The 18895-nt window shown below is 63.2% G+C and carries 15 protein-coding genes and 1 rRNA gene; 11 read left to right on the top strand and 5 right to left on the bottom strand.

All coding sequences use genetic code 11. The features are described 5' to 3' along the window. The first annotated feature begins 6 nt into the window (after nucleotides 1-6). The 3 genes from rrf to GEV02_RS24795 all read left to right on the top strand — a co-directional run bounded on the left by rrf (nucleotide 7) and on the right by GEV02_RS24795 (nucleotide 2936). Nucleotides 7-119: ribosomal RNA gene (gene rrf, locus GEV02_RS24805) — 5S ribosomal RNA — on the top strand. A 160-nt stretch (nucleotides 120-279) separates the two neighbouring features. Further along, nucleotides 280-1707, top strand: coding sequence for a L,D-transpeptidase Cds6 family protein (locus GEV02_RS24800; protein WP_152840606.1), 1428 nt, complete (start codon nucleotides 280-282; stop codon nucleotides 1705-1707). A 41-nt stretch (nucleotides 1708-1748) separates the two neighbouring features. Further along, complete coding sequence (locus GEV02_RS24795) at nucleotides 1749-2936, top strand: L,D-transpeptidase family protein (protein WP_235922918.1); 1188 nt, start codon at nucleotides 1749-1751, stop codon at nucleotides 2934-2936. A 109-nt stretch (nucleotides 2937-3045) separates the two neighbouring features. On the opposite strand, the gene GEV02_RS24790 is transcribed toward GEV02_RS24795, so the two are convergent. Next, on the bottom strand, nucleotides 3046-3591 hold the full coding sequence (locus tag GEV02_RS24790) for an acyloxyacyl hydrolase (RefSeq protein WP_152840604.1): 546 nt from the start codon (nucleotides 3589-3591) through the stop codon (nucleotides 3046-3048). Between the two features lie 104 nt (nucleotides 3592-3695). Here GEV02_RS24790 and GEV02_RS24785 point away from each other — a divergent pair, with 104 nt between their 5' ends. Beyond that, nucleotides 3696-4604 carry an NAD(P)-dependent oxidoreductase gene (locus tag GEV02_RS24785; protein WP_152840603.1) on the top strand — a complete coding sequence of 303 codons (909 nt, stop codon included), beginning with the start codon at nucleotides 3696-3698 and terminating at the stop codon, nucleotides 4602-4604. On the opposite strand, the gene GEV02_RS24780 is transcribed toward GEV02_RS24785, so the two are convergent. Continuing rightward, nucleotides 4601-5794: a M20 aminoacylase family protein gene (locus tag GEV02_RS24780; RefSeq protein ID WP_152840602.1), complete on the bottom strand. Its 1194-nt coding sequence runs from the start codon at nucleotides 5792-5794 to the stop codon at nucleotides 4601-4603. The two genes, GEV02_RS24785 and GEV02_RS24780, sit on opposite strands and share 4 nt — an antisense overlap. 148 nt (nucleotides 5795-5942) lie before the next feature. Between GEV02_RS24780 and GEV02_RS24775 the strand changes: the two genes are divergently transcribed. From GEV02_RS24775 to GEV02_RS24760, 4 genes are all read left to right on the top strand, one after another. Beyond that, nucleotides 5943-8021: a molybdopterin-containing oxidoreductase family protein gene (locus GEV02_RS24775; RefSeq protein WP_152840601.1), complete on the top strand. Its 2079-nt coding sequence runs from the start codon at nucleotides 5943-5945 to the stop codon at nucleotides 8019-8021. Nucleotides 8022-8030: 9 nt separating this feature from the next. Next, the gene (locus GEV02_RS24770; RefSeq protein ID WP_152840600.1) at nucleotides 8031-9158 is read left to right on the top strand and encodes an aminopeptidase; all 1128 of its coding nucleotides are present in this window, start codon (nucleotides 8031-8033) and stop codon (nucleotides 9156-9158) included. Nucleotides 9159-9347: 189 nt separating this feature from the next. After that, nucleotides 9348-11039: a long-chain-fatty-acid--CoA ligase gene (locus GEV02_RS24765; RefSeq protein WP_152840599.1), complete on the top strand. Its 1692-nt coding sequence runs from the start codon at nucleotides 9348-9350 to the stop codon at nucleotides 11037-11039. A gap of 3 nt (nucleotides 11040-11042) precedes the next feature. After that, complete coding sequence (locus tag GEV02_RS24760; protein ID WP_152840598.1) at nucleotides 11043-12713, top strand: long-chain fatty acid--CoA ligase; 1671 nt, start codon at nucleotides 11043-11045, stop codon at nucleotides 12711-12713. A 110-nt stretch (nucleotides 12714-12823) separates the two neighbouring features. Here the strand turns inward: GEV02_RS24760 and GEV02_RS24755 are convergent, their stop codons facing one another. The 3 genes from GEV02_RS24755 to GEV02_RS24745 are packed head-to-tail and all read right to left on the bottom strand — an operon-like array spanning nucleotide 12824 to nucleotide 15210. Beyond that, a complete protein-coding gene (locus GEV02_RS24755) occupies nucleotides 12824-13120 on the bottom strand; it encodes a hypothetical protein (protein WP_008453010.1) in 297 nt (98 codons plus the stop codon). Between the two features lie 54 nt (nucleotides 13121-13174). Further along, nucleotides 13175-14749 carry an alkaline phosphatase D family protein gene (locus tag GEV02_RS24750; protein ID WP_152840597.1) on the bottom strand — a complete coding sequence of 525 codons (1575 nt, stop codon included), beginning with the start codon at nucleotides 14747-14749 and terminating at the stop codon, nucleotides 13175-13177. 11 nt (nucleotides 14750-14760) lie between these two features. Then, complete coding sequence (locus tag GEV02_RS24745) at nucleotides 14761-15210, bottom strand: acyl-CoA thioesterase (protein ID WP_008453008.1); 450 nt, start codon at nucleotides 15208-15210, stop codon at nucleotides 14761-14763. 61 nt (nucleotides 15211-15271) lie between these two features. Between GEV02_RS24745 and GEV02_RS24740 the strand changes: the two genes are divergently transcribed. The 3 genes from GEV02_RS24740 (at nucleotide 15272) to GEV02_RS24730 (ending at nucleotide 18876) form a co-directional block, all read left to right on the top strand. Beyond that, complete coding sequence (locus tag GEV02_RS24740; RefSeq protein ID WP_152840596.1) at nucleotides 15272-17131, top strand: ABCB family ABC transporter ATP-binding protein/permease; 1860 nt, start codon at nucleotides 15272-15274, stop codon at nucleotides 17129-17131. Nucleotides 17132-17145: 14 nt separating this feature from the next. Further along, nucleotides 17146-18564: a M20/M25/M40 family metallo-hydrolase gene (locus GEV02_RS24735; RefSeq protein WP_152840595.1), complete on the top strand. Its 1419-nt coding sequence runs from the start codon at nucleotides 17146-17148 to the stop codon at nucleotides 18562-18564. A gap of 111 nt (nucleotides 18565-18675) precedes the next feature. Further along, complete coding sequence (locus GEV02_RS24730; protein ID WP_152840594.1) at nucleotides 18676-18876, top strand: hypothetical protein; 201 nt, start codon at nucleotides 18676-18678, stop codon at nucleotides 18874-18876. Nucleotides 18877-18895 lie beyond the last annotated feature (19 nt).

Below are 18895 nucleotides of genomic sequence, written 5' to 3'. Positions count from 1 at the left end.
TCAATGCCTGATGACCATAGCAAGTTGGTCCCACCCCTTCCCATCCCGAACAGGACCGTGAAACAACTCTGCGCCGATGATAGTGCTGCAACCAGTGTGAAAGTAGGTTATCGTCAGGCTAGTTATATGAAGAACCCCACCAAGTGATCTTGGTTGGGGTTTTTTGCATTCTGGCGTGTTTTTTTGTAGCGAAAAGAGGCATATAAGATACAAGCTAGATTTTGATCTGGGGAAACGAAAGGTGTACCATGTATTCTTTCGCGCTTGCTTCAGACCTCAATGAAAAATAAGACAGCCCCAACCCTGCTGTACCGTGCCCTGGCGTCCGCCGGCATCGTGGCAATCATCTTGACGATCATGCCCGCGCGGGCCGACGAGATGGCCGACGTCAGCAAACTGGCCAAGGCCGGCAAGGTTGTCGAAGCGCTGAACAAAACCAATGAATACCTGAGCAAACACCCAGCCGATCCGCAGATGCGCTTCATGAAAGGCGTGCTGCTGACCGAGCAAAACAAATCGGACGAGGCGATCGCCGTTTTCACCAAGCTGACCGAGGACTATAAAGACCTGCCGGAGCCGTACAACAACCTGGCCGTGCTGTACGCGGCCAGCGGCCAGTACGACAAGGCGCGCGTGTCGCTGGAGAAGGCGATCCGCACCAATCCCAGCTATATGACGGCCTACGAGAACCTGGGCGATGTCTACGGCAAAATGGCCAGCCAGGCTTACGACAAGGCCCTGGCACTGGGCGCGAACAATGCGCCGCCGGCCAAATCCAAGCTGACCTTGCTGCGCAACTTCTCGACCACCACCGGCGCCAAGTTTGCTGCGCCGGAGAACGCTGTGCTGGCCGCCGCACCAAGCCAGGCACCGCAGGCGACGCCACCGCGTGCCGCCGCCACTGCTGCCAATGCCGCGCCGCCGCTGATCTCGCAAATTCCTCCGGATACCGGCAAGTCGACCATGCTGCAACGCATACCGGCGCTGTCGGTCACGCCGCCCGCGCCGACGCCGACACCGGCCGCCAAAGTTGCCGCGGCACCGGCCCCAGCGCCTACACCTGCTGCCAAGGTTGCAGCCGCGCCGGCGCCAACGCCTGCACCTACGCCGGCAGCAAAAGTTGCCGCTGCACCGGTACCGGTTCCAACACCTGCACCAGTGGCCGCCAAGCCTGTCGCGCCGGCTCCTGCGCCGGCACCGGTCATCGCCAAGGTTGAGCCATCCAAGCCTGCGCCGGCGCCAACTCCAGCGCCTGCGAAAGCCGCACCGGTGGTCGTTGCCCAGGCCGAGCCGGCCAAGCCCGCCAAAGTGGAAGCGTCCAAACCAGCCAAGCCTGAACCTGAAAAAGCCGCCAAGCCGGACACCTCCGAACGCGATGCCGTGCTGGCCCAGGTTCATGGCTGGGCCAAGGCCTGGACCGCGCAGAACGTCGACTCCTACCTGGGCTACTACAGCCATGAGTTCGAACCGCCGAAAGGCCTGTCGCGCAAGGCATGGGCCGATGAGCGCCGTGCCCGTATCGAAGGCAAGGGCCGCATCCGCGTCGAAGTGGGCGGGCCGGAAGTGCTTGTGAACGGCAATACGGCCAAAGTCACATTCCGCCAGACCTATGAGTCCGACCGTCTCACCGCAAAAAGCCGGAAGACGCTCGTGCTGGTCAAAAATGGTGGAAAATGGCAGATCAAGCAGGAGTCCTCGGGTAGCTGATGTCACACTTTAGATTTTCGAAACACTGGCGGGCAGGTGGTTTGCTGTGCGCTCTCCTTCTCGTCGGATTGGGGGAAGAGGTCAGCTACGCCGCAAAAAAGCCTGTACGGGCGCCAGTCGTCCGTAAAGCCAATCCGGAAGAGCAGCTCTCTGATATCTACAGGGAGCTGGCCCAGCACAACCTGCGCGAAGCCCAGCAAAAGGCCGACGCGCTGGTCGCGGCCTATCCCAATTTCCGCCTCGGCCACCTGGTCCGCGGCGATATCCTGTTGATGCATACCCGCGCCGTCAGCGCGCTGGGCGCCGCCGCGCCGGAAGGGGTGGAAGGCAAGCTGGCCGATCTGCGCCGCGAGGCCGCCGTGCGCATGCAGGCCGAGCCTGGCAGACCGTCGCCGGCCTTGCTGCCGCGCGCGCTGCTGCAGATGCGCAAGGACCAGAAGCACGCGCTGATTGTCGACGCCAAGCACTCGCGCCTGTATCTGTACGAGAACCGCAACGACCAGATCCGCCTGCTGTCCGACTTCTACGTCAGCCAGGGCAAGCTCGGCATCAACAAGCTGAAGGAAGGCGATATGCGCACGCCGGTCGGCGTGTACTACATCATCGGCCATCTGCCCGGCGTCAAGCTGCCCGACATGTATGGCAAGGGCGCGTTGCCGCTCGATTATCCGAACGACTGGGACAAGGTGCAGGGCCGCAGCGGTTCAGGCATCTGGGTGCACGGCACGCCGCCGGAAACCTTCAGCCGTCCGCCGCTGTCGACCGACGGCTGCGTGGTGGTCAGCAATGACGATCTGAACACGCTGACCCGCACGGTGGAGATCGGCAAGACGCCTATCCTGATCGGCGACCAGGTGGAGTTCGTCAGCAAGGAGCAGATGGAGCGCGACCTGCGCGTGGCCAGTGCGCTGGTGGAGACCTGGCGCCGCGATGTCGAGAACCGCGACGAGGCCGGTTTGCGCGCGCTGTATTCGCCACGCTTCAAATCGGCGGCCGACGAGGATGTGACCGCGTGGCTGGACAAGAACCGTTTCCTGCCCGGCGCCAAGAAGATCAGCGTCACCGTCACCGAGCCGAGCTACTTCCGTCAGCCTAGCCAGGAGGAAGTCATTGTCAGCAATTTCACGCAGCAGATCGTGGTCGGCAAATTCCGCCACGCCGTGCGCAAGAAGCAGTACTGGGCCAAGGAAGGCAAGAACTGGAAGATTGTCGCGGAATCGAACGTTTAAAAGAAAAAAAAGGGGTCAAGTCTGACATTCGGACACGAGCCCTACCGTAACGAGCGTTACGGTAGGGCTCGTGTCCGAATGTCAGACTTGACCCCAAATTGTTTTTTAATCAGAAGTGGTAGGCCGCTTTGATTTCGAGGAAATTGACGCCGGTGTTAGGCTTCTTGTAGCCGCCGTTCGAGAAGTGCTGGATCTTGCCGCCGATTTCCCAGTTGTTGTCGAACACGTAGCCGATGCCGATGTGGTCGCCGAACTGGAAGTGGGTCGACAAACGATAGGTGTCGTTGTCGTACAGCTTGGACAGGCGGTGCACGCCGATGCCGCCTTCGTAGTACAGGCCCTTCTTGTTGTCGTTCTCAAAGCGGAACACCGGGGTGAAGCCCACGTCCCACAGGCTCGCGGACTTGCCCGAAATATTCTGGTACTGGCTCTGGTTCCAGAAACCGGCGCTGGCTTCCCAGTAGCCGCTCAGATGCGTGCCGTTCGACTGGAACCAGCGCGCGCTCCAATCCTTGGCGGCGCTGAAACGCACCATTTGTACTTTGGCGGCATTGCCGTAGTCGACCGACACGGAGTCGACCAGCTTGTCGTCGGCATATGCACCTTGCACGGCCATCAGTGCGACCACAGCCGCAATCATTTTTTTCGCGAACATAGTATCCTTGCTAATGTTAATGCTGTATCTCAGTTGTATACGGCTGCCCAGATTGTACCGGGGTTCTTGAAATTATTCCGGCCGGGCTGCTATTTTGTCTATCTTTGGAGTTGGAATTGTCTACGCAAATTGCTTTTCTCGGTATTGGCTTGATGGGAGATCCGATGGTGCGTCGCCTGCTGGCGGCCGGCCATGCCGTGACGGCATGGAACCGCACCTATGCCAAGGCCGCCGCGCTGGCCGATGCCGGCGCCCGCGCAGCCGCCGAACTGGCCGATGCGGTGCGCGATGCCGACATCGTCATCTCGATGCTGGAGGCCGGCCCCGTCGTCGGCGCCGTGATGCAGGACGCCTTGCCGGCGCTGGCGCCGCGCGCGCTGTGGGTGGACATGAGCTCGACCCGGCAATCGGAAGCACAGGAATTCCATGCGCTGCTGACGGCGCAGGGCAGGCGCTTTGTCGATGCGCCGGTATCGGGCGGCGTCGGCGGCGCGGCGGCGGGTACGCTGGCCATCATGGCGGGCGGCAGCGCGGAAGATTTCGCCGAGCTGCAACCGGTGCTGGCGGCGATGGGCCGGCCGACGCTGGTGGGCCCGGCCGGCAGCGGCCAGGTGGCCAAGCTGTGCAATCAGCTGATCGTCGGCGCCACCATCAACATCGTGGCCGAAGCCTTGCTGCTGGCACAGGCGGCCGGCGCCGATCCGACGGCGATGCGCGCGGCCATACGCGGCGGCTTCGCCGAAAGCAAAATCCTCGACGTGCACGGCCAGCGCATGCTGGAGCGGAATTTCGTCGCCGGTGGACAGGTGAAGACGCAGCTGAAGGATCAGCGCAATATCCTGGCGGCGGCGGAAGCGGCGGGCATCGCCTTGCCGGTGACGCAGCTGGTCACGGAGCGCTACCAGACGCTGGCGGAAACCATCCCGCAGGCCGACCATTCGGCGGCCTTGCTGGGACTGGAGGCGTTGAATCCGGGCCAGCGCGTCGGCACCGCCCCGGACCGGTTGGCTTAAGCAGCCGGCAGCGCCTGCTCAGCCAGGCGCACCCAGAAGCTGGCGCCGATCGGCAGCAGGTTGTCGTTGAAGTCGTAGCTGCCGTTGTGCAGCACGCACGGGCCGAGGCCGTGGCCGCCGTCGCGGTGCTCGCCCTCGCCGTTGCCGATGAAGACGTAGCAGCCCGGCTTGGCCTGCAGGAAGAACGCGAAATCTTCCGCGCCCATGGTCGGCTCGACGTTGTCGTCGACATTGTCCGCGCCCACCACCGACTTCATCACCTCCACCGCGAACCTGGTTTCGGCCGCATGGTTGACCAGCGGCGGATAGTTGCGGCGGAACTTGAACTCCACTTCGGCGCCGAACGCGGCCGCCGTGTGCCTGGCGATTTCTTCCATGCGCTGCTCGATCATGTCCAGCACCGGCTGCGTGAAGGTGCGCACCGTCCCGACCAGTTCGGCCTCGTCGGGAATCACGTTGGTGGCGCTGCCCGCGTGGATCTGCGTGATCGACAGCACGGCCGTATCCAGCGGACTCTTCTGACGGCTGATGATGGTCTGCCAGCTCTGGGCGATCTGCACCGCCACCATCACCGGGTCGATGCCCTTGTGCGGCTGGGCCGCGTGCGCGCCCTTGCCTTTGACGGTGACGTAGAACTCGTTACTGGACGCCATCATCGGCCCTTCGACCACGCTCATCGTGCCGGTCGCCGCACCCGGCCAGTTGTGCATGCCGTAGATCGCATCCATCGGGCATTGCTCGAACAGGCCGTCTTCGATCATGCGGCGCGCACCGGCGCCGCCTTCTTCGGCCGGCTGGAAAATGAGGTAAACCGTTCCATCGAAATTACGGTGCGCGGCCAGATGCTTGGCGGCGCCCAGCAGCATGGCGGTGTGGCCGTCGTGGCCGCAGGCGTGCATCTTGCCGGGATGGCGCGAGGCGTGGGCGAAGGTGTTCACTTCCTGCATCGGCAGCGCGTCCATGTCGGCGCGCAGGCCGATGGCGCGCTTGGAGTTGCCGCCCTTGATGATGCCGACCACGCCGGTCAGGCCCAGGCCGCGGATCACGGGGATGCCCCATTCGGCCAGCTTGTCGGCGACGACTTCGGAGGTGCGTTTTTCTTCGTAGCACAGCTCGGGATGGGCGTGCAGGTCACGCCGGATTTGCTGTATTTCAGATTGAAATGCAATGATGGGATCTACTAGTTTCATCTGCTTCTCCAATATCGGGTTCGCTTGCCTTTTGGGCATCGAGATCAGCCATTGTAGCCCTTGTCGTGCAAACAAATCCAGCGCCGGCGGAATCGTCGCGGTATCGATTACCATACTGCTTTGCATCCACGTTTTTTAGGCGTTTGACATGACAACCACACAAGTCCGCGCGACCTGCCCGCATGACTGCCCCGACACCTGCGCGCTGCTGGTGACGGTGGAGGATGGCGTAGCGACCGCCGTCAAGGGCGACCCCGACCATCCGACCACCGCCGGCGTGCTGTGCACCAAGGTGGCGCGCTACACCGAGCGCACTTATCACGAGGACCGCCTGCTGTATCCGCTGCGCCGCGTCGGCAAGAAAGGCGAAGGCAAGTTCGAGCGCATCAGCTGGGACGAGGCGCTGGACACCATCGCTGCCCGGCTCAAGCCGATCGCAGCGCGCGCGCCGGAAGCCATCCTGCCGTACAGCTACTGCGGCACCATGGGGCTGGTGCAGGGCGAGTCGATGTCGTCGCGCTTCTTCAACCAGATCGGCGCGTCGCTGCTGGACCGCACCATCTGCGCGACGGCCGGCTTTACCGGCTACAAGTACACGATAGGCGGCTCGATCGGCATCGACATGGAGCAGTTCCAGAACGCCAAGCTGATCGTGATCTGGGGCGGCAATCCCATCGCCTCCAACCTGCACTTCTGGACCCGCGCGCAGGAAGCCAAGCGCAACGGCGCCAAGCTGATCGCCATCGATCCCTATCGCTCGCTGACGGCGGAAAAGTGCCATCAGCACATCGCCCTGCTGCCGGGCACCGACGCCGCGCTGGCGCTGGGTCTGATGCATGTGCTGATCGCCGAAGACTTGCTGGACCACGACTACATCGCGCAATACACGCTGGGCTTCGAGCAGCTGAAGGAACGCGCGGCCGAGTGGACGCCGGAGCGCACCGCCGAAACCTGCGGCATCAGCGTGGCCGAAGTGGTCGAGCTGGCGCGCCTGTACGGCTCGATGGCGCGCGCCGGCGAACCGGTGGCGATCCGCACCAACTACGGCGTGCAGCGCGTGCGCGGCGGCGGCATGTCGGTGCGTAACATGGCTTGCCTGCCGGCGCTGGTGGGCGCGTGGCGCCATCCGGCCGGCGGCATTCAGCTGTCGTCCGGCGGCTCGTTCCCGACCAACAAGGCGGCGCTGCAACGGCCGGACCTGCTGAAGAACCAGCCGCGCACCATCAACATGACCACCATCGGCGACGACCTGCTGCGCGCCAGCTCGCCGGAGTTCGGACCGGAGGTGGAAGCGGTGATCGTCTACAACGCCAACCCGCTGGCGATCGCGCCGGATTCGGCCAAGGTGATGGCCGGTTTCGCGCGCGAGGATTTGTTCACCGTGGTGCTGGAGCACTTCCAGACCGACACCGTGGACTATGCCGACATCGTGCTGCCGGCCACCACGCAGCTGGAGCACATCGACACGCACACGTCCTACGGCCACCTGTACATGATGGCCAACAACGCCGCCATCGCACCCATGGGCGAGGCCAAGGCCAACACCGAGATCTTCCGCCTGCTGGCCGCGCGCATGGGCTTTGACGATCCGTGCTTCCAGGACAGCGACGACCAGCTGGCGGCCATGGCCTTCGATGCGCAGGACGTCCGCGCCGTCAACTTCGACTGGGAATCGCTGAAGCAGAAGGGCTGGCAAAAACTCAATGTGCCGGATGCGCCGTTCGCGCAGGGCGGCTTCCCCACGCCGTCCGGCAAGTGCGAGTTTTACTCCGCCGCGATGGAGGCCGACGGCCTCGATCCGCTGCCCACGTATCTGCCGCCGTACGAGTCGGTGGCCAGCAATCCGGAATTGGCTAAACGGTTTCCGCTGGCGATGATTTCTCCGCCTGCGCGTAACTTCCTCAACTCCAGCTTCGTCAACGTGAAAAGCCTGCGTTCGGCCGAGGGCGAGCCGCACCTGGACATCCATCCCGACGACAGCGCGGCGCGCGGCATCGTCGACGGCGACATGGTCCGCATCTTCAATGACCGCGGCAGTTTCGTCGCCAAGGCGCGGGTCACGGACAAGGCGCGGGCGGGCCTCGTTGTAGGCTTGTCAGTATGGTGGAAAAAGCTAGGCAGGGATGGCAAGAACGCCAATGAGGTTACCAGCCAACAGTTGACTGATATGGGCCGCGCGCCAACTTTTTACGATACACTGGTACAAGTCGAAAGAGTCGCTGCTTGAAGGTAATGTATGCGCAACCTAGCCCGCCGAATCGTCCGTGCCAGATACTGGTTGGCGGCGGGCTGCGCAGCACTTCTGCTGGCTGGTTGCGCGCAACTCAAGTACTACATGCAGGCCGCCCAGGGCCAGTATGCGCTGTGGTCGGACGCCCGTCCGATTGAAGACTGGCTGGGCGATCCGTCCACCGATCCCCAACTGAAGGCCCGTCTGGAAAAAGCGTTGTTAATACGCCGCTTCGCCGTCAAGGAACTGGGCCTGCCCGACAACGCCAGCTACAAAAACTATGCCGCGCTGACGCGCCCCTTCGTGCTGTGGAATGTGGTGGCGACGCCGGAGCTGTCGCTGCGTCCCATCCAGTGGTGCTTCCCGATCGCCGGCTGCGTCAGCTATCGCGGCTACTACAGCAAGGAAGATGCGATGGCCTACGCCGACGAGCTGCGCAAGGAGCGCAACGATGTGCAGGTGGGCGGCGTGCCGGCCTATTCCACGCTGGGCTGGTTCAGCGATCCGCTGCTGTCGACCTTCATCAACTATTCCGATGCCGAGCTGGCGCGCATGGTGTTCCACGAACTGGCGCACCAGGTGGTGTACGTGCCGGGCGATTCGCAATTCAACGAAGGTTTCGCGACGGCGGTGGAGGAGGCCGGCGTGGCGCGCTGGCTGGAACTGTACGGCACCGATCCGATGCGCGAGGCCTACACCCGCTACAACGCGCGCCGCCAGGATTTCCTCGAACTGCTGGTGAGCCACCGCAAGATGCTGGCCGACACCTACGCCGGCAAGACCAGCACCCGCCACAAGCGTGCCGAGAAGGCGCGCATCTTCGCCCACCTGAAAACCGAGTACCAGAAGCTCAAGGACAGCTGGGGCGGCTACGCCGGCTACGACCGCTGGTTTGCCGAGCCGCTGACCAACGCCCACCTCAGCGCTGTGGGAACTTACCACGATTATTTGCCCGCCTTCCGTACCTTGCTAAAGCAGGAACGAACGTTCGTGCGATTTTATGGTGCAGTGCAAAATTTAGCTTCTCTTGATCTAGTTCAACGTCAGCAGCAGCTGCAGCAACTGGGCCGCCCCGTAATGCTCAACGCGGAGACCGCCAAGCAGGCGGACACGCCGCCGGAAGGCACGCATTGATGCTGCGACGCAGCATAAAAAGCCGTTAGAAGCCGCCTTCAAATATGGTTAAATGCGCTTGCGTCTGAGCTTGCTGCCCGATAGCATCGTCATAAGTAGGCTCCGGAAGTTCGCATAGACGAATCACCGACCCTGAACCGGCACTGTGCGCCGGACCTTACAACGATAATTCGAGACACGAGGCACAGGATGGAAAAAATCTGGTTGAAGTCGTACCCGCCCGGCATGCTGACGGAAGTAGACACGGGGCAGTACAGCTCCCTGGTGCAGCTGCTGGAAGAATCCTTCCACAAGTTCGCAGACCGCAACGCCTACGTCTGCATGGACAAATTCCTCACCTATGCCGAAGTCGACGCGTATTCCAAGCGCCTGGGCGCCTGGCTGCAAAGCCGCGGGATGAAGAAGGGCGCGCGGGTCGCCGTCATGATGCCGAATGTGCTGCAGTATCCGATCGCCATTGCCGCGATCCTGCGCGCCGGCTACACGGTGGTCAACATCAACCCGCTGTACACGCCGCGCGAACTGGAGCACCAGCTCAACGATTCGGGCAGCGAAGCCATCCTGATTTTGGAAAATTTCGCGACCACGCTGGAACAGGTGCTGGGCCGCACGCAGGTCAAGCACATCGTGGTGGCCAGCATGGGCGAGATGCTCGGCGGCCTCAAAGGCGCGCTGGTCAACTTCGTGGTGCGCAACGTCAAGAAGATGGTGCCGCCGTTCTCGCTGCCGAACGCGGTGCGCTTCAAGGATGCGCTGTCGCAGGGCGGCCGCATGAAGCTGACGCCGGTATCGCTGGAGCCTTCCGACGCGGCCTTCCTGCAATACACGGGCGGCACCACCGGCGTCTCCAAGGGCGCCACGCTGACGCACCGCAACCTGGTGGCCAACCTGTTGCAGAACGAGGCCTGGTCCAAGCCGGCGCTGGGCAATGTGACCGAGCAGATCACCATCGTCTGCGCGCTGCCGCTGTACCACATCTTCGCGCTGACCTGCTGCGCGATGTGGGGCACGCGGGTGGGTGCGCTGAACATCCTGATCCCGAATCCGCGCGACATCGGCGGCTTCATCAAGGAGCTGAGCAAGTACAAGTTCAACATGCTGCCGGCGGTGAACACGCTGTACAACGCGCTGTTGAATCATCCGTCGTTCGGCAACCTGGATTTCTCGGGCCTGAAGATCTGCAACGGCGGCGGCATGGCGGTGCAGCAGGCCGTCAACGATAAATGGCTGAAGGTGACGGGCGTCTCCATCATCGAAGGCTACGGCCTGTCCGAAACGTCGCCGGTGGCTACCTGCAACCGCGCCGACAGCCAGGCCTTCACCGGCACCATCGGTTTGCCGGTGCCGTCGACCGACATCGCTATCCTCGATGACGACGGCAATGAAGTGGCGCTGGGCCAGCCGGGCGAGATCGCGATTCGCGGCCCGCAGGTGATGGCCGGCTACTGGAACCGTCCGGACGAAACCGCCAAGGTCATGACGGCCGACGGCTATTTCAAATCCGGCGACGTCGGCGTGATGGACGAGAACGGCTTCGTGAAGATCGTCGACCGCAAGAAGGACATGATCCTGGTGTCCGGCTTCAACGTCTATCCGAACGAACTGGAAGGCGTGATCGCCGCCCACCCTGGCGTGCTGGAGTGCGCGTGCATCGGCGTGCCGGACGAGCACTCGGGCGAAGCGGTCAAGGTGTTCGTGGTGCGCAAGGATCCGAACCTGACGGTCGAGCAGTTGATGGCCTATTGCAAAGAACAATTTACCGGCTATAAAAAGCCAAAATATATCGAGTTCCGCGAGGAGCTGCCCAAAACCAACGTCGGGAAAATCCTGCGGCGCATGCTGCGCGATGAACCTCCCGGCCAGAACAAGAAAGCTGCATAAGACATGGAAAAGATTTGGCTGAAGTCCTACCCCGAAGGCGTGCCCGCTGAGATCGACAGCACGCAGTACCGCTCGGTGACGCACTTGCTGGAAGAATCGTTCCGCAAGTATGCCGATCGCAACGCCTACGTGTGCATGGACAAGTTCCTGACCTACGGCGAGCTCGACAAGCTGTCGCTGCAAATGGGCGCCTGGCTGCAAAGCAAGGGCCTGAAGCCGGGCGCGCGCGTCGCCATCATGCTGCCGAACGTGCTGCAATATCCGGTGGCGATGGCCGCCATCCTGCGCGCCGGCTACACGGTGGTCAACGTCAATCCGCTGTACACGCCGCGCGAGTTGCAGCACCAGCTGGTGGACTCCGGTTCGGAAGCGATCATCGTGCTGGAAAACTTCGCCACGACGGTGGAGCAGGTGCTGGCGCACACCCAGGTCAAGCACGTGATCGTCGCCACCATGGGCGACATGCTGGGCACGCTGAAGGGCACGCTGGTCAACTTCGTGGTCCGCAAGGTCAAGAAGATGGTGCCGTCGTTCTCGCTGCCGACCGCCGTGTCGTTCAAGCAGGTGCTGGCCGAGGGTTCGCGCCTGGTGCTCAATCCGGTCAAGCAGGGCCATGACGATATCGCCTTCCTGCAATACACCGGCGGCACCACAGGCGTGTCCAAGGGCGCCGTGCTGCTGCACCGTAACATCATCGCCAACGTGCTGCAGAACGAAGCCTGGCTGCAATTCAAGCCGCAGGCCGAGCAGCTGGTGTTTGTGTGCGCGCTGCCGCTGTACCACATCTATTCGCTGACCATCAGCGCCTTCATGGGCATGCGTATGGGCGGCATGAACCTGCTGGTGCCGAATCCGCGCGACATCCCTGGCTTCGTCAAGGAACTGGCCAAGTACCGCGTGGCCGTGTTCCCTGCGGTGAACACGCTGTACAACGCGCTGCTCAACAACGCCGAATTCGCCAAGCTGGACTTCTCGTCGTACTCGGTCTGCAACGGCGGCGGCATGGCCGTGCAACAGGCCGTGGCCGACCGCTGGCTCAAGCTGACCGGCACGCCGATCATCGAAGGCTACGGCATGTCGGAAACGTCGCCGGTGGCCACTGCCAACCGCGTAGACATCAAGGAATTCACCGGCACCATCGGCCTGCCGATCCCATCGACCGACGTCTGCATCCTGGACGACGACGGCAATGCGCTGCCGCTGGGCCAGACCGGCGAGATCGCGATCCGCGGCCCGCAGGTGATGGCCGGCTACTGGAACCGTCCGGAAGAAACCGCCAAGTCGATGACGGCCGACGGCTTCTTCAAGACCGGCGACGTCGGCATCATGAACGAGCAGGGCTTCACCCGCATCGTCGACCGCAAGAAGGACATGATTATCGTGTCCGGCTTCAACGTCTATCCGAACGAAGTGGAAGGCGTGGTGGCGTCCCATCCTGGCGTGCTGGAAGTGGCGTGCATCGGCGTGCCGGACAAAAACTCGGGCGAGGCCGTCAAGCTGTTCGTGGTGCGCAAGGATCCTAACCTGACCGCCGAGCAGCTGCTGGACTTCTGCAAGCATGAACTGACCGCTTACAAAAAGCCGAAGTACATCGAGTTCCGTGATGAGCTGCCGAAGACGAACGTCGGCAAGATTCTGCGCCGTCAGCTGCGCGACGAAAAAGTCGCAGCGTAAAAAAATCGCCTGCCACCCCGTCATCCTCGCGCAAGCGGGGACCCATGCCGAGTATGGATTCCCGCTTGCGCGGGAATGACTTCGGGGATGATGCAGGCGATTTTTTTTATCTAGTGGTGGTCGAAACGCGGCCCTTTCTTGATGCAAGCGAGCCGCTTGTCCTTCATGGCGGCGGCCAGTCGCTGGCGTACCTCATGATCGTGATCGATGTAGCCTTCGACATTGGCCTTGCGGGCACATGCGGCCCAGTGCTGGTCGTCGACATCCTGCAGCCTTTCAAACTCGGCCAGTGACAGCACAACCACGGGATCGCGGTCGGCCTGTTCCACAACTATCGTCTGTGTCAGAGCACGGTGCAAATAGCTATCGAGCTCCTGAGCTATTTCACTCTCAGTGACTTTCAACATGTAGCGCCTCCATACGTTGATGGTCTAGGCAGTATAGGCGGTGTCGGCACCAATTCAAGCGCGGACCAGGCCGGGCTGGCCGCCGCGCACCAGGAAGCTGGCGGCAGTGCCGATAGGGCTGGCCGCATCGTGCACATCGTCCAACGCCAGGAACAACACGGTGGTGTCGGCCGGCGTGATGTTGAGCAGCATGAAGCCGCGCTTGTCGCTACGGCCATACTTGATGCTGTGGTTCATGGCGACATACTGCTCGGTGCGCGCCTGCGGACGCGACGGCGATGTCACCGAGGTGCCGACGAATTCCATCGCGATGACCGGGTTGGCGGCTGAACGCGCCCGCGTGGGGATCCGGTTCAGCTCGGCCGCGAAGAAGCTGTGCACGTCGCCGCCCAGTATCAGCGGATTGGCGGCCTTGCTGGTATGCAGCGCGTCGAACAGGCGCTGGCGCGCTGCCGGATAGCCGTCCCAGCCGTCGGTCCAGAAGCGGCCGTCGGATTCCTTGATGACAGGCACCTGGCTGTTCTGCGCCATCAGCGTTTGCTGGGCCAGGATGTTCCAGCGCGCTGGCGATGAGGCCAGCCCCTGTTCCAGCCAGCGCTGCTGTTCCGCGCCGAGCATGGCGCGGTTTGCATCGCCGAGTTCGGCACACTCGCGCTTGAGCACCGAGCTGGAGCCGCCGCGTCCGGCCGGCGTGCAGGCGTGGCGCGAGCGGTACTGGCGGTCGTCCAGCACGTGGAAGCGCGCCAGCCGGCCCCAGTCGTAGCGCTGGTACATGCGCAGCCGCGCGAAGTCTGTCGGCGGCAGGCGCAGCGGCATGTGTTCGTAGAAGGCCTGGTACGCGGCGGCGCGGCGCTCGGCGAAGCGCGGGTCCAGCCGCTCGTCGCGGTCGCCGCCGTAGTCGTTGGCGACTTCGTGGTCGTCCCAGGTCACGATCCACGGCGCGGCCAGGTGGGCGGCTTGCAGATCGCGGTCGGTCTTGTACTGGGCGTAGCGGGCGCGGTAGTCGGCCAGCGTGAAGCTCTCAGCGGTCCTTAGCGCGGTTTGCGGATGCCTGAGCTGGTACGGCCCCCACTCGTAGATGTAATCGCCCAGGAAGGCCACCAGATCGGGCGCAGCGGCCGCGATGTGGCGGTGCGCGGCGTAGCTGCCGAACTCCCAGTGCTGGCAGGAGGCCACGGCCAGTTTCAGCTGGTCCGGCATGGCGCCGGCGGCGGGCGCGGTGCGTGTGCGGCCGGCCGGGCTGACGGCGTCGCCCAGCATGAAGCGGTACCAGTACCAGCGCGCCGGCGCCAGGCCGGTGACATCGACGTGCACGCTGTGCGCCAGCTCCGGCGTGGCGCTGGCAGCGCCTTTGGCGACGATGCGGCTGAAGCGTTCATCCTCGGCCACTTCCCAGCGCACGCTGAACGCCAGCGGCGGCGTGGCTGCGGCGTTCAGGGGATCGTGCAGGATGCGGGTCCAGATGACGACGGCGTCCGGCAGCGGCGAGCCGGAGGCGACGCCGAGGCTGAACGGATAGGCTTTGCTGGCGCTGGAAGGCGCGGCCTGGATGCCGCCGGCGCCGCACGACGCGGCCAGCGCGGCAAGGCGGCCGGCTGTATGGAGAAAGGCGCGGCGGGGCTGCTGCATGCCGCGGCGGATCAGGAACGGATCAGCGTTTCGATAGGCGGCACCTTGCGCGGCTTGCGGTCCGAATCGGTGGCGACGTAGGTCAGCGTGGCTTCGGTGACTTTGACGGTGCAGGCTTGCAGGCGATTGCGTTCGGCGTACACCTCGACGTTGACGGTGATGGACGTATTGCCAACCTTGACAATATCAGCATAAAACGACAGCAGGTCGCCGACGAACACGGGATTCTTGAACACGAAGGAGTTCACTGAAATGGTCGCGACGCGGCCATTGGCGCGGCGCGTGGCTGGCAGCGAGCCGGCGATGTCGACCTGCGCCATGATCCAGCCGCCGAATACGTCCCCGTAAACATTGGCGTCCGAGGGCGCCGGCATCATGCGCAATTCCGGCATTTTCCCTGCGGGCAGGCCACGGTTGACGGTTTCGACTTTGATGGGAGTGGGGTTTTGGGGCGTGGTCATCGTGAATTCTCTTGAAGGGCTACAATTACCGGGATTGAACCATAAAAAGCCGACATCCGCCATGCGACGTACTACGTACTCCCCGAACACCCCGCCAGCCAACGCCAGCAATGCCGCGCCCCCGCGCAGCGACACGGCGACGCTGAAAACACTCTTCCCTTATCTGTGGGTCTACAAATGGCGCGTGCTGCTGGCGCTGGGCTGCCTGGTCGGCGCCAAGCTGGCCAACGTCGGCGTGCCGGTGGTGATGAAAAGCCTGATCGACAGCTTGAGCGTATCGCCCTCGCATCCGCAGGCGCTGCTGGTGCTGCCACTGGGCGCGCTGGTGGCCTACGGCGTGCTGCGCGTGTCGACCACGCTGTTCACCGAGCTGCGCGAGTTCCTGTTCGCGCGCGTCACGCAGCGCGCCGTGCGTACCATCGCGTTGCAGGTGTTCCGCCATCTGCATGCGCTGTCGCTGCGCTTCCACCTGAACCGCCAGACCGGCGGCATGACGCGCGATATCGAACGCGGCACGCGCGCCGTCGGCTCGCTGATCTCCTACACGCTGTTCAACATCCTGCCGACGCTGGTGGAGATCACGCTGGTGCTGGGCTACCTCGTCACGCACTACGACATCTGGTTCTCGGTGATTACCTTTGTCGCGCTGGTGATGTACATCTCCTTCACCATCTTCATCACCGACTGGCGCACGCACTTCCGCCGCACCATGAACGACCTCGATTCCAAGGCCAACACCAAGGCCATCGACTCGCTGATCAACTACGAAACCGTGAAGTACTTCGGCAACGAGGACTACGAAGCCAAGCGCTATGACGAAGGCTTGCAGCGCTACGAATCGGCAGCCGTCAAATCGCAGACATCGCTGTCGCTGCTGAACACCGGGCAGTCGCTGATTATCGCCACCGCCGTCACGCTGATCCTGTGGCGCGCGACGCAGGGCGTCATCGACGGCAAGATGACGCTGGGTGATCTGGTGCTGGTGAATGCATTCATGATCCAGCTGTACATCCCGTTGAACTTCCTCGGCGTGATCTACCGCGAGATCAAGCAAAGCCTGGCGGACATGGAGAAGCTGTTCGCGCTGCTGGATCAGAACCGCGAAGTGGCCGATGCGCCGGACGCTCAGCCGCTGGCGACACGCGGTGCCGAGGTGCGCTTCAACCATGTGGACTTCAGCTACGAATCCAAGCGCCAGATCCTGTTCGACGTCGACTTCACCATCGCGCCGGGGACGACGACGGCGGTGGTCGGCCACAGCGGTTCGGGCAAGTCGACCTTATCGCGCCTGCTGTTCCGCTTCTACGAGGTCAACGCCGGCAGCATCACCATCGACGGCCAGGATCTGCGTGCCGTCACGCAGGACACGCTGCGCCATGCGATCGGCATCGTGCCGCAGGATACGGTGCTGTTCAACGACACCATCGAATACAACATCGCCTACGGCAAGCCCGGCGCGACCAAGGAGCAGATCGTGGCGGCGGCGCGCGCGGCGTCCATCCACGACTTCATCGACAGCCTGCCGGACGGTTACGCGACCATGGTCGGCGAGCGCGGACTCAAACTCTCCGGCGGCGAGAAACAGCGAGTGGCGATCGCCCGCACGCTGCTGAAGAATCCCGCCATCCTGATCTTCGACGAAGCCACGTCCGCGCTAGACTCCAAGGCCGAGCAGGCGATCCAGGCGCAGTTGAAGGAAATCGCCAAGAGCCGCACGACGATGGTGATCGCGCACCGCCTGTCCACGGTGGCCGATGCGCAGCAGATCCTGGTGCTGGACCACGGCCGCATCGTCGAACGCGGCACGCACCAGTCGCTGCTGGCGGCCGACGGTTTGTACGCGCAGATGTGGCAGCGGCAGCAGGCCAAGGCCGATGAAGAATTGGCGTCGTCGCCCGATGACGTCGTGGATGCAGTCTAAATAAGGAACCGACTATGAAGTCTCGCTTTGTGCTGGGTGCAGTAACTGTCTTGATGGCTTGCGTGCAGAGCGCGTATGCCGACCCCACGGAACAGCAGTTCCGCGCCCTTTACAAGGAGCTGGTCGAAACCAACACCACGCTGTCGTCGGGCAGTTGCACGCTGGCGGCCGAGCGGGTTGCGGCTCGATTGAAGACGGCGGGCTTCGCCGACTCGCAGCTGCACCTGTTTGCCGATCCGGCGCATCCGAAGGAGGGCGGGTTGGTGGCCGTCATGCCGGGCAGTGATCCGAAGGCCAAGGCCATCCTGCTGCTGGCGCATATCGACGTGGTCGAGGCCAAGCGCGAGGATTGGGTGCGCGATCCGTTCACGCTGATCGAGGAAGACGGCAAGTTCTACGCGCGCGGCGCGCTGGACGACAAGGCGCAGGCGGCCATCTGGGCGGACACGCTGGTGCGCTTCAAGCAGGAAGGCTATGTGCCGCGCCACACGCTGAAGATGGCGCTGACCTGCGGCGAGGAGACCGGCGGCGCCTTCAACGGCGCGGAGTGGCTGACCAAGAACCGTCGTGAATTGATCGACGCCGGTTTCGCCATCAACGAAGGCGCGGGCGGCGAGCTTGATGCGGCGGGCAAGCGCGTGTCGATGACGGTGCAGGCGGGCGAGAAGGTGTCGCAGAACTACCGGCTGGAAGTGACCAATCGCGGCGGCCACAGTTCGCGTCCGCAGAAGGACAACGCGATCTATCACCTGGCCGGCGCGCTGAAGAAGATTGAAGGCTATACCTTCCCGATCCAGCTGGCTGACGGCAGCCGTGGTTACTTGACCGGCATGTCGAAGATCCAGGCTGCCGAAGGCCACAAGGACGTGGCGGCGGCGATGCTGGCGGTGGTGAAGAATCCGAAGGACGCCAAGGCGGTGGCGCTGGTCTCAGGCCGCGACACCAGCTGGGGCGCGATGCTGCACACGACCTGCGTGGCGACCATGCTCGATGCGGGCCACGCCACCAACGCGCTGCCGCAGCGCGCACGCGCCAACATCAACTGCCGCATCTTCCCGGGTGTGACGCAGGAGACGGTGCGTGAAGCGCTGGTGAAGGCGATCAACGATCCGGCGGTGAAGGTGGAGACGCTGGAGATTCGAGGCGAGAACTCGGCCCCGCCTGAACTGACGCGCGCCATCATGGAGCCGGTTGAGAAGCTGACCGCGAAGATGTGGCCGGGCGTGCCGGTGCTGCCTATCCTGCAATCGGGCGCCACCGACGGCCAGTTCCTGAACGCAGCCGGCATTCCGACCTACGGCATCAGCGGCATCTTCCTGACGCCGGACCTGGGCAACATCCACGGCCTGAACGAATACATCGGCGTGCAATCGCTGATGGAAGGCCGGACCTTCCTGTACGACCTGGTGAAGGTCTACGCCGGTCAGAACTAAGCCCAACGCGCCTTGTTCCGCCTGCTTGCTCTGAGGCGGCGCAAGGCGCATCATGGCCACCCAGGCTACGCTCCGATGGTATTTCCGCAGAGGGCAAACGAGGAGAAGCCAATGAAAGATGGTTTGCTGCTATTGATTACCGGCTTGCTTTGCGCGGGTGGCGCAGCTTTGTTCTTCAGACTTTTCGGCAACGAGGCTTTCAACGTCATCATTTTGGTGACGCTGGTGTCCGTCCTCATCGACAATGGGCGATTGCGGCGCAGATTGCGCGAGATGGGCGCCAAGCCTGAGGGCAAGCGCACTTGGTTGTGACGAAAAAAAGGCCACCTCG

The sequence above is a fragment of the Rugamonas aquatica genome (genome assembly GCF_009380215.1).
GTDB classification, from domain to species: Bacteria; Pseudomonadota; Gammaproteobacteria; order Burkholderiales; family Burkholderiaceae_D; genus Rugamonas; species Rugamonas aquatica_B.
The sequence above is the reverse complement of the archived record's forward strand: the minus strand, read 5'-3'. Positions and strand labels throughout refer to the sequence as shown.

What these genes read in the sequence shown, in the direction of transcription:
- GEV02_RS24800 (WP_152840606.1), top strand. Translation starts at nt 280, where the DNA reads ATGAAAAATAAGACAGCCCCAACCCTGCTGTACCGTGCCCTGGCGTCC.
- GEV02_RS24790 (WP_152840604.1), bottom strand. Translation starts at nt 3,591, where the DNA reads ATGTTCGCGAAAAAAATGATTGCGGCTGTGGTCGCACTGATGGCCGTG.
- GEV02_RS24780 (WP_152840602.1), bottom strand. Translation starts at nt 5,794, where the DNA reads ATGAAACTAGTAGATCCCATCATTGCATTTCAATCTGAAATACAGCAA.
- GEV02_RS24775 (WP_152840601.1), top strand. Translation starts at nt 5,943, where the DNA reads ATGACAACCACACAAGTCCGCGCGACCTGCCCGCATGACTGCCCCGAC.
- GEV02_RS24770 (WP_152840600.1), top strand. Translation starts at nt 8,031, where the DNA reads ATGCGCAACCTAGCCCGCCGAATCGTCCGTGCCAGATACTGGTTGGCG.
- GEV02_RS24765 (WP_152840599.1), top strand. Translation starts at nt 9,348, where the DNA reads ATGGAAAAAATCTGGTTGAAGTCGTACCCGCCCGGCATGCTGACGGAA.
- GEV02_RS24760 (WP_152840598.1), top strand. Translation starts at nt 11,043, where the DNA reads ATGGAAAAGATTTGGCTGAAGTCCTACCCCGAAGGCGTGCCCGCTGAG.
- GEV02_RS24755 (WP_008453010.1), bottom strand. Translation starts at nt 13,120, where the DNA reads ATGTTGAAAGTCACTGAGAGTGAAATAGCTCAGGAGCTCGATAGCTAT.
- GEV02_RS24750 (WP_152840597.1), bottom strand. Translation starts at nt 14,749, where the DNA reads ATGCAGCAGCCCCGCCGCGCCTTTCTCCATACAGCCGGCCGCCTTGCC.
- GEV02_RS24745 (WP_008453008.1), bottom strand. Translation starts at nt 15,210, where the DNA reads ATGACCACGCCCCAAAACCCCACTCCCATCAAAGTCGAAACCGTCAAC.
- GEV02_RS24740 (WP_152840596.1), top strand. Translation starts at nt 15,272, where the DNA reads ATGCGACGTACTACGTACTCCCCGAACACCCCGCCAGCCAACGCCAGC.
- GEV02_RS24735 (WP_152840595.1), top strand. Translation starts at nt 17,146, where the DNA reads ATGAAGTCTCGCTTTGTGCTGGGTGCAGTAACTGTCTTGATGGCTTGC.
- GEV02_RS24730 (WP_152840594.1), top strand. Translation starts at nt 18,676, where the DNA reads ATGAAAGATGGTTTGCTGCTATTGATTACCGGCTTGCTTTGCGCGGGT.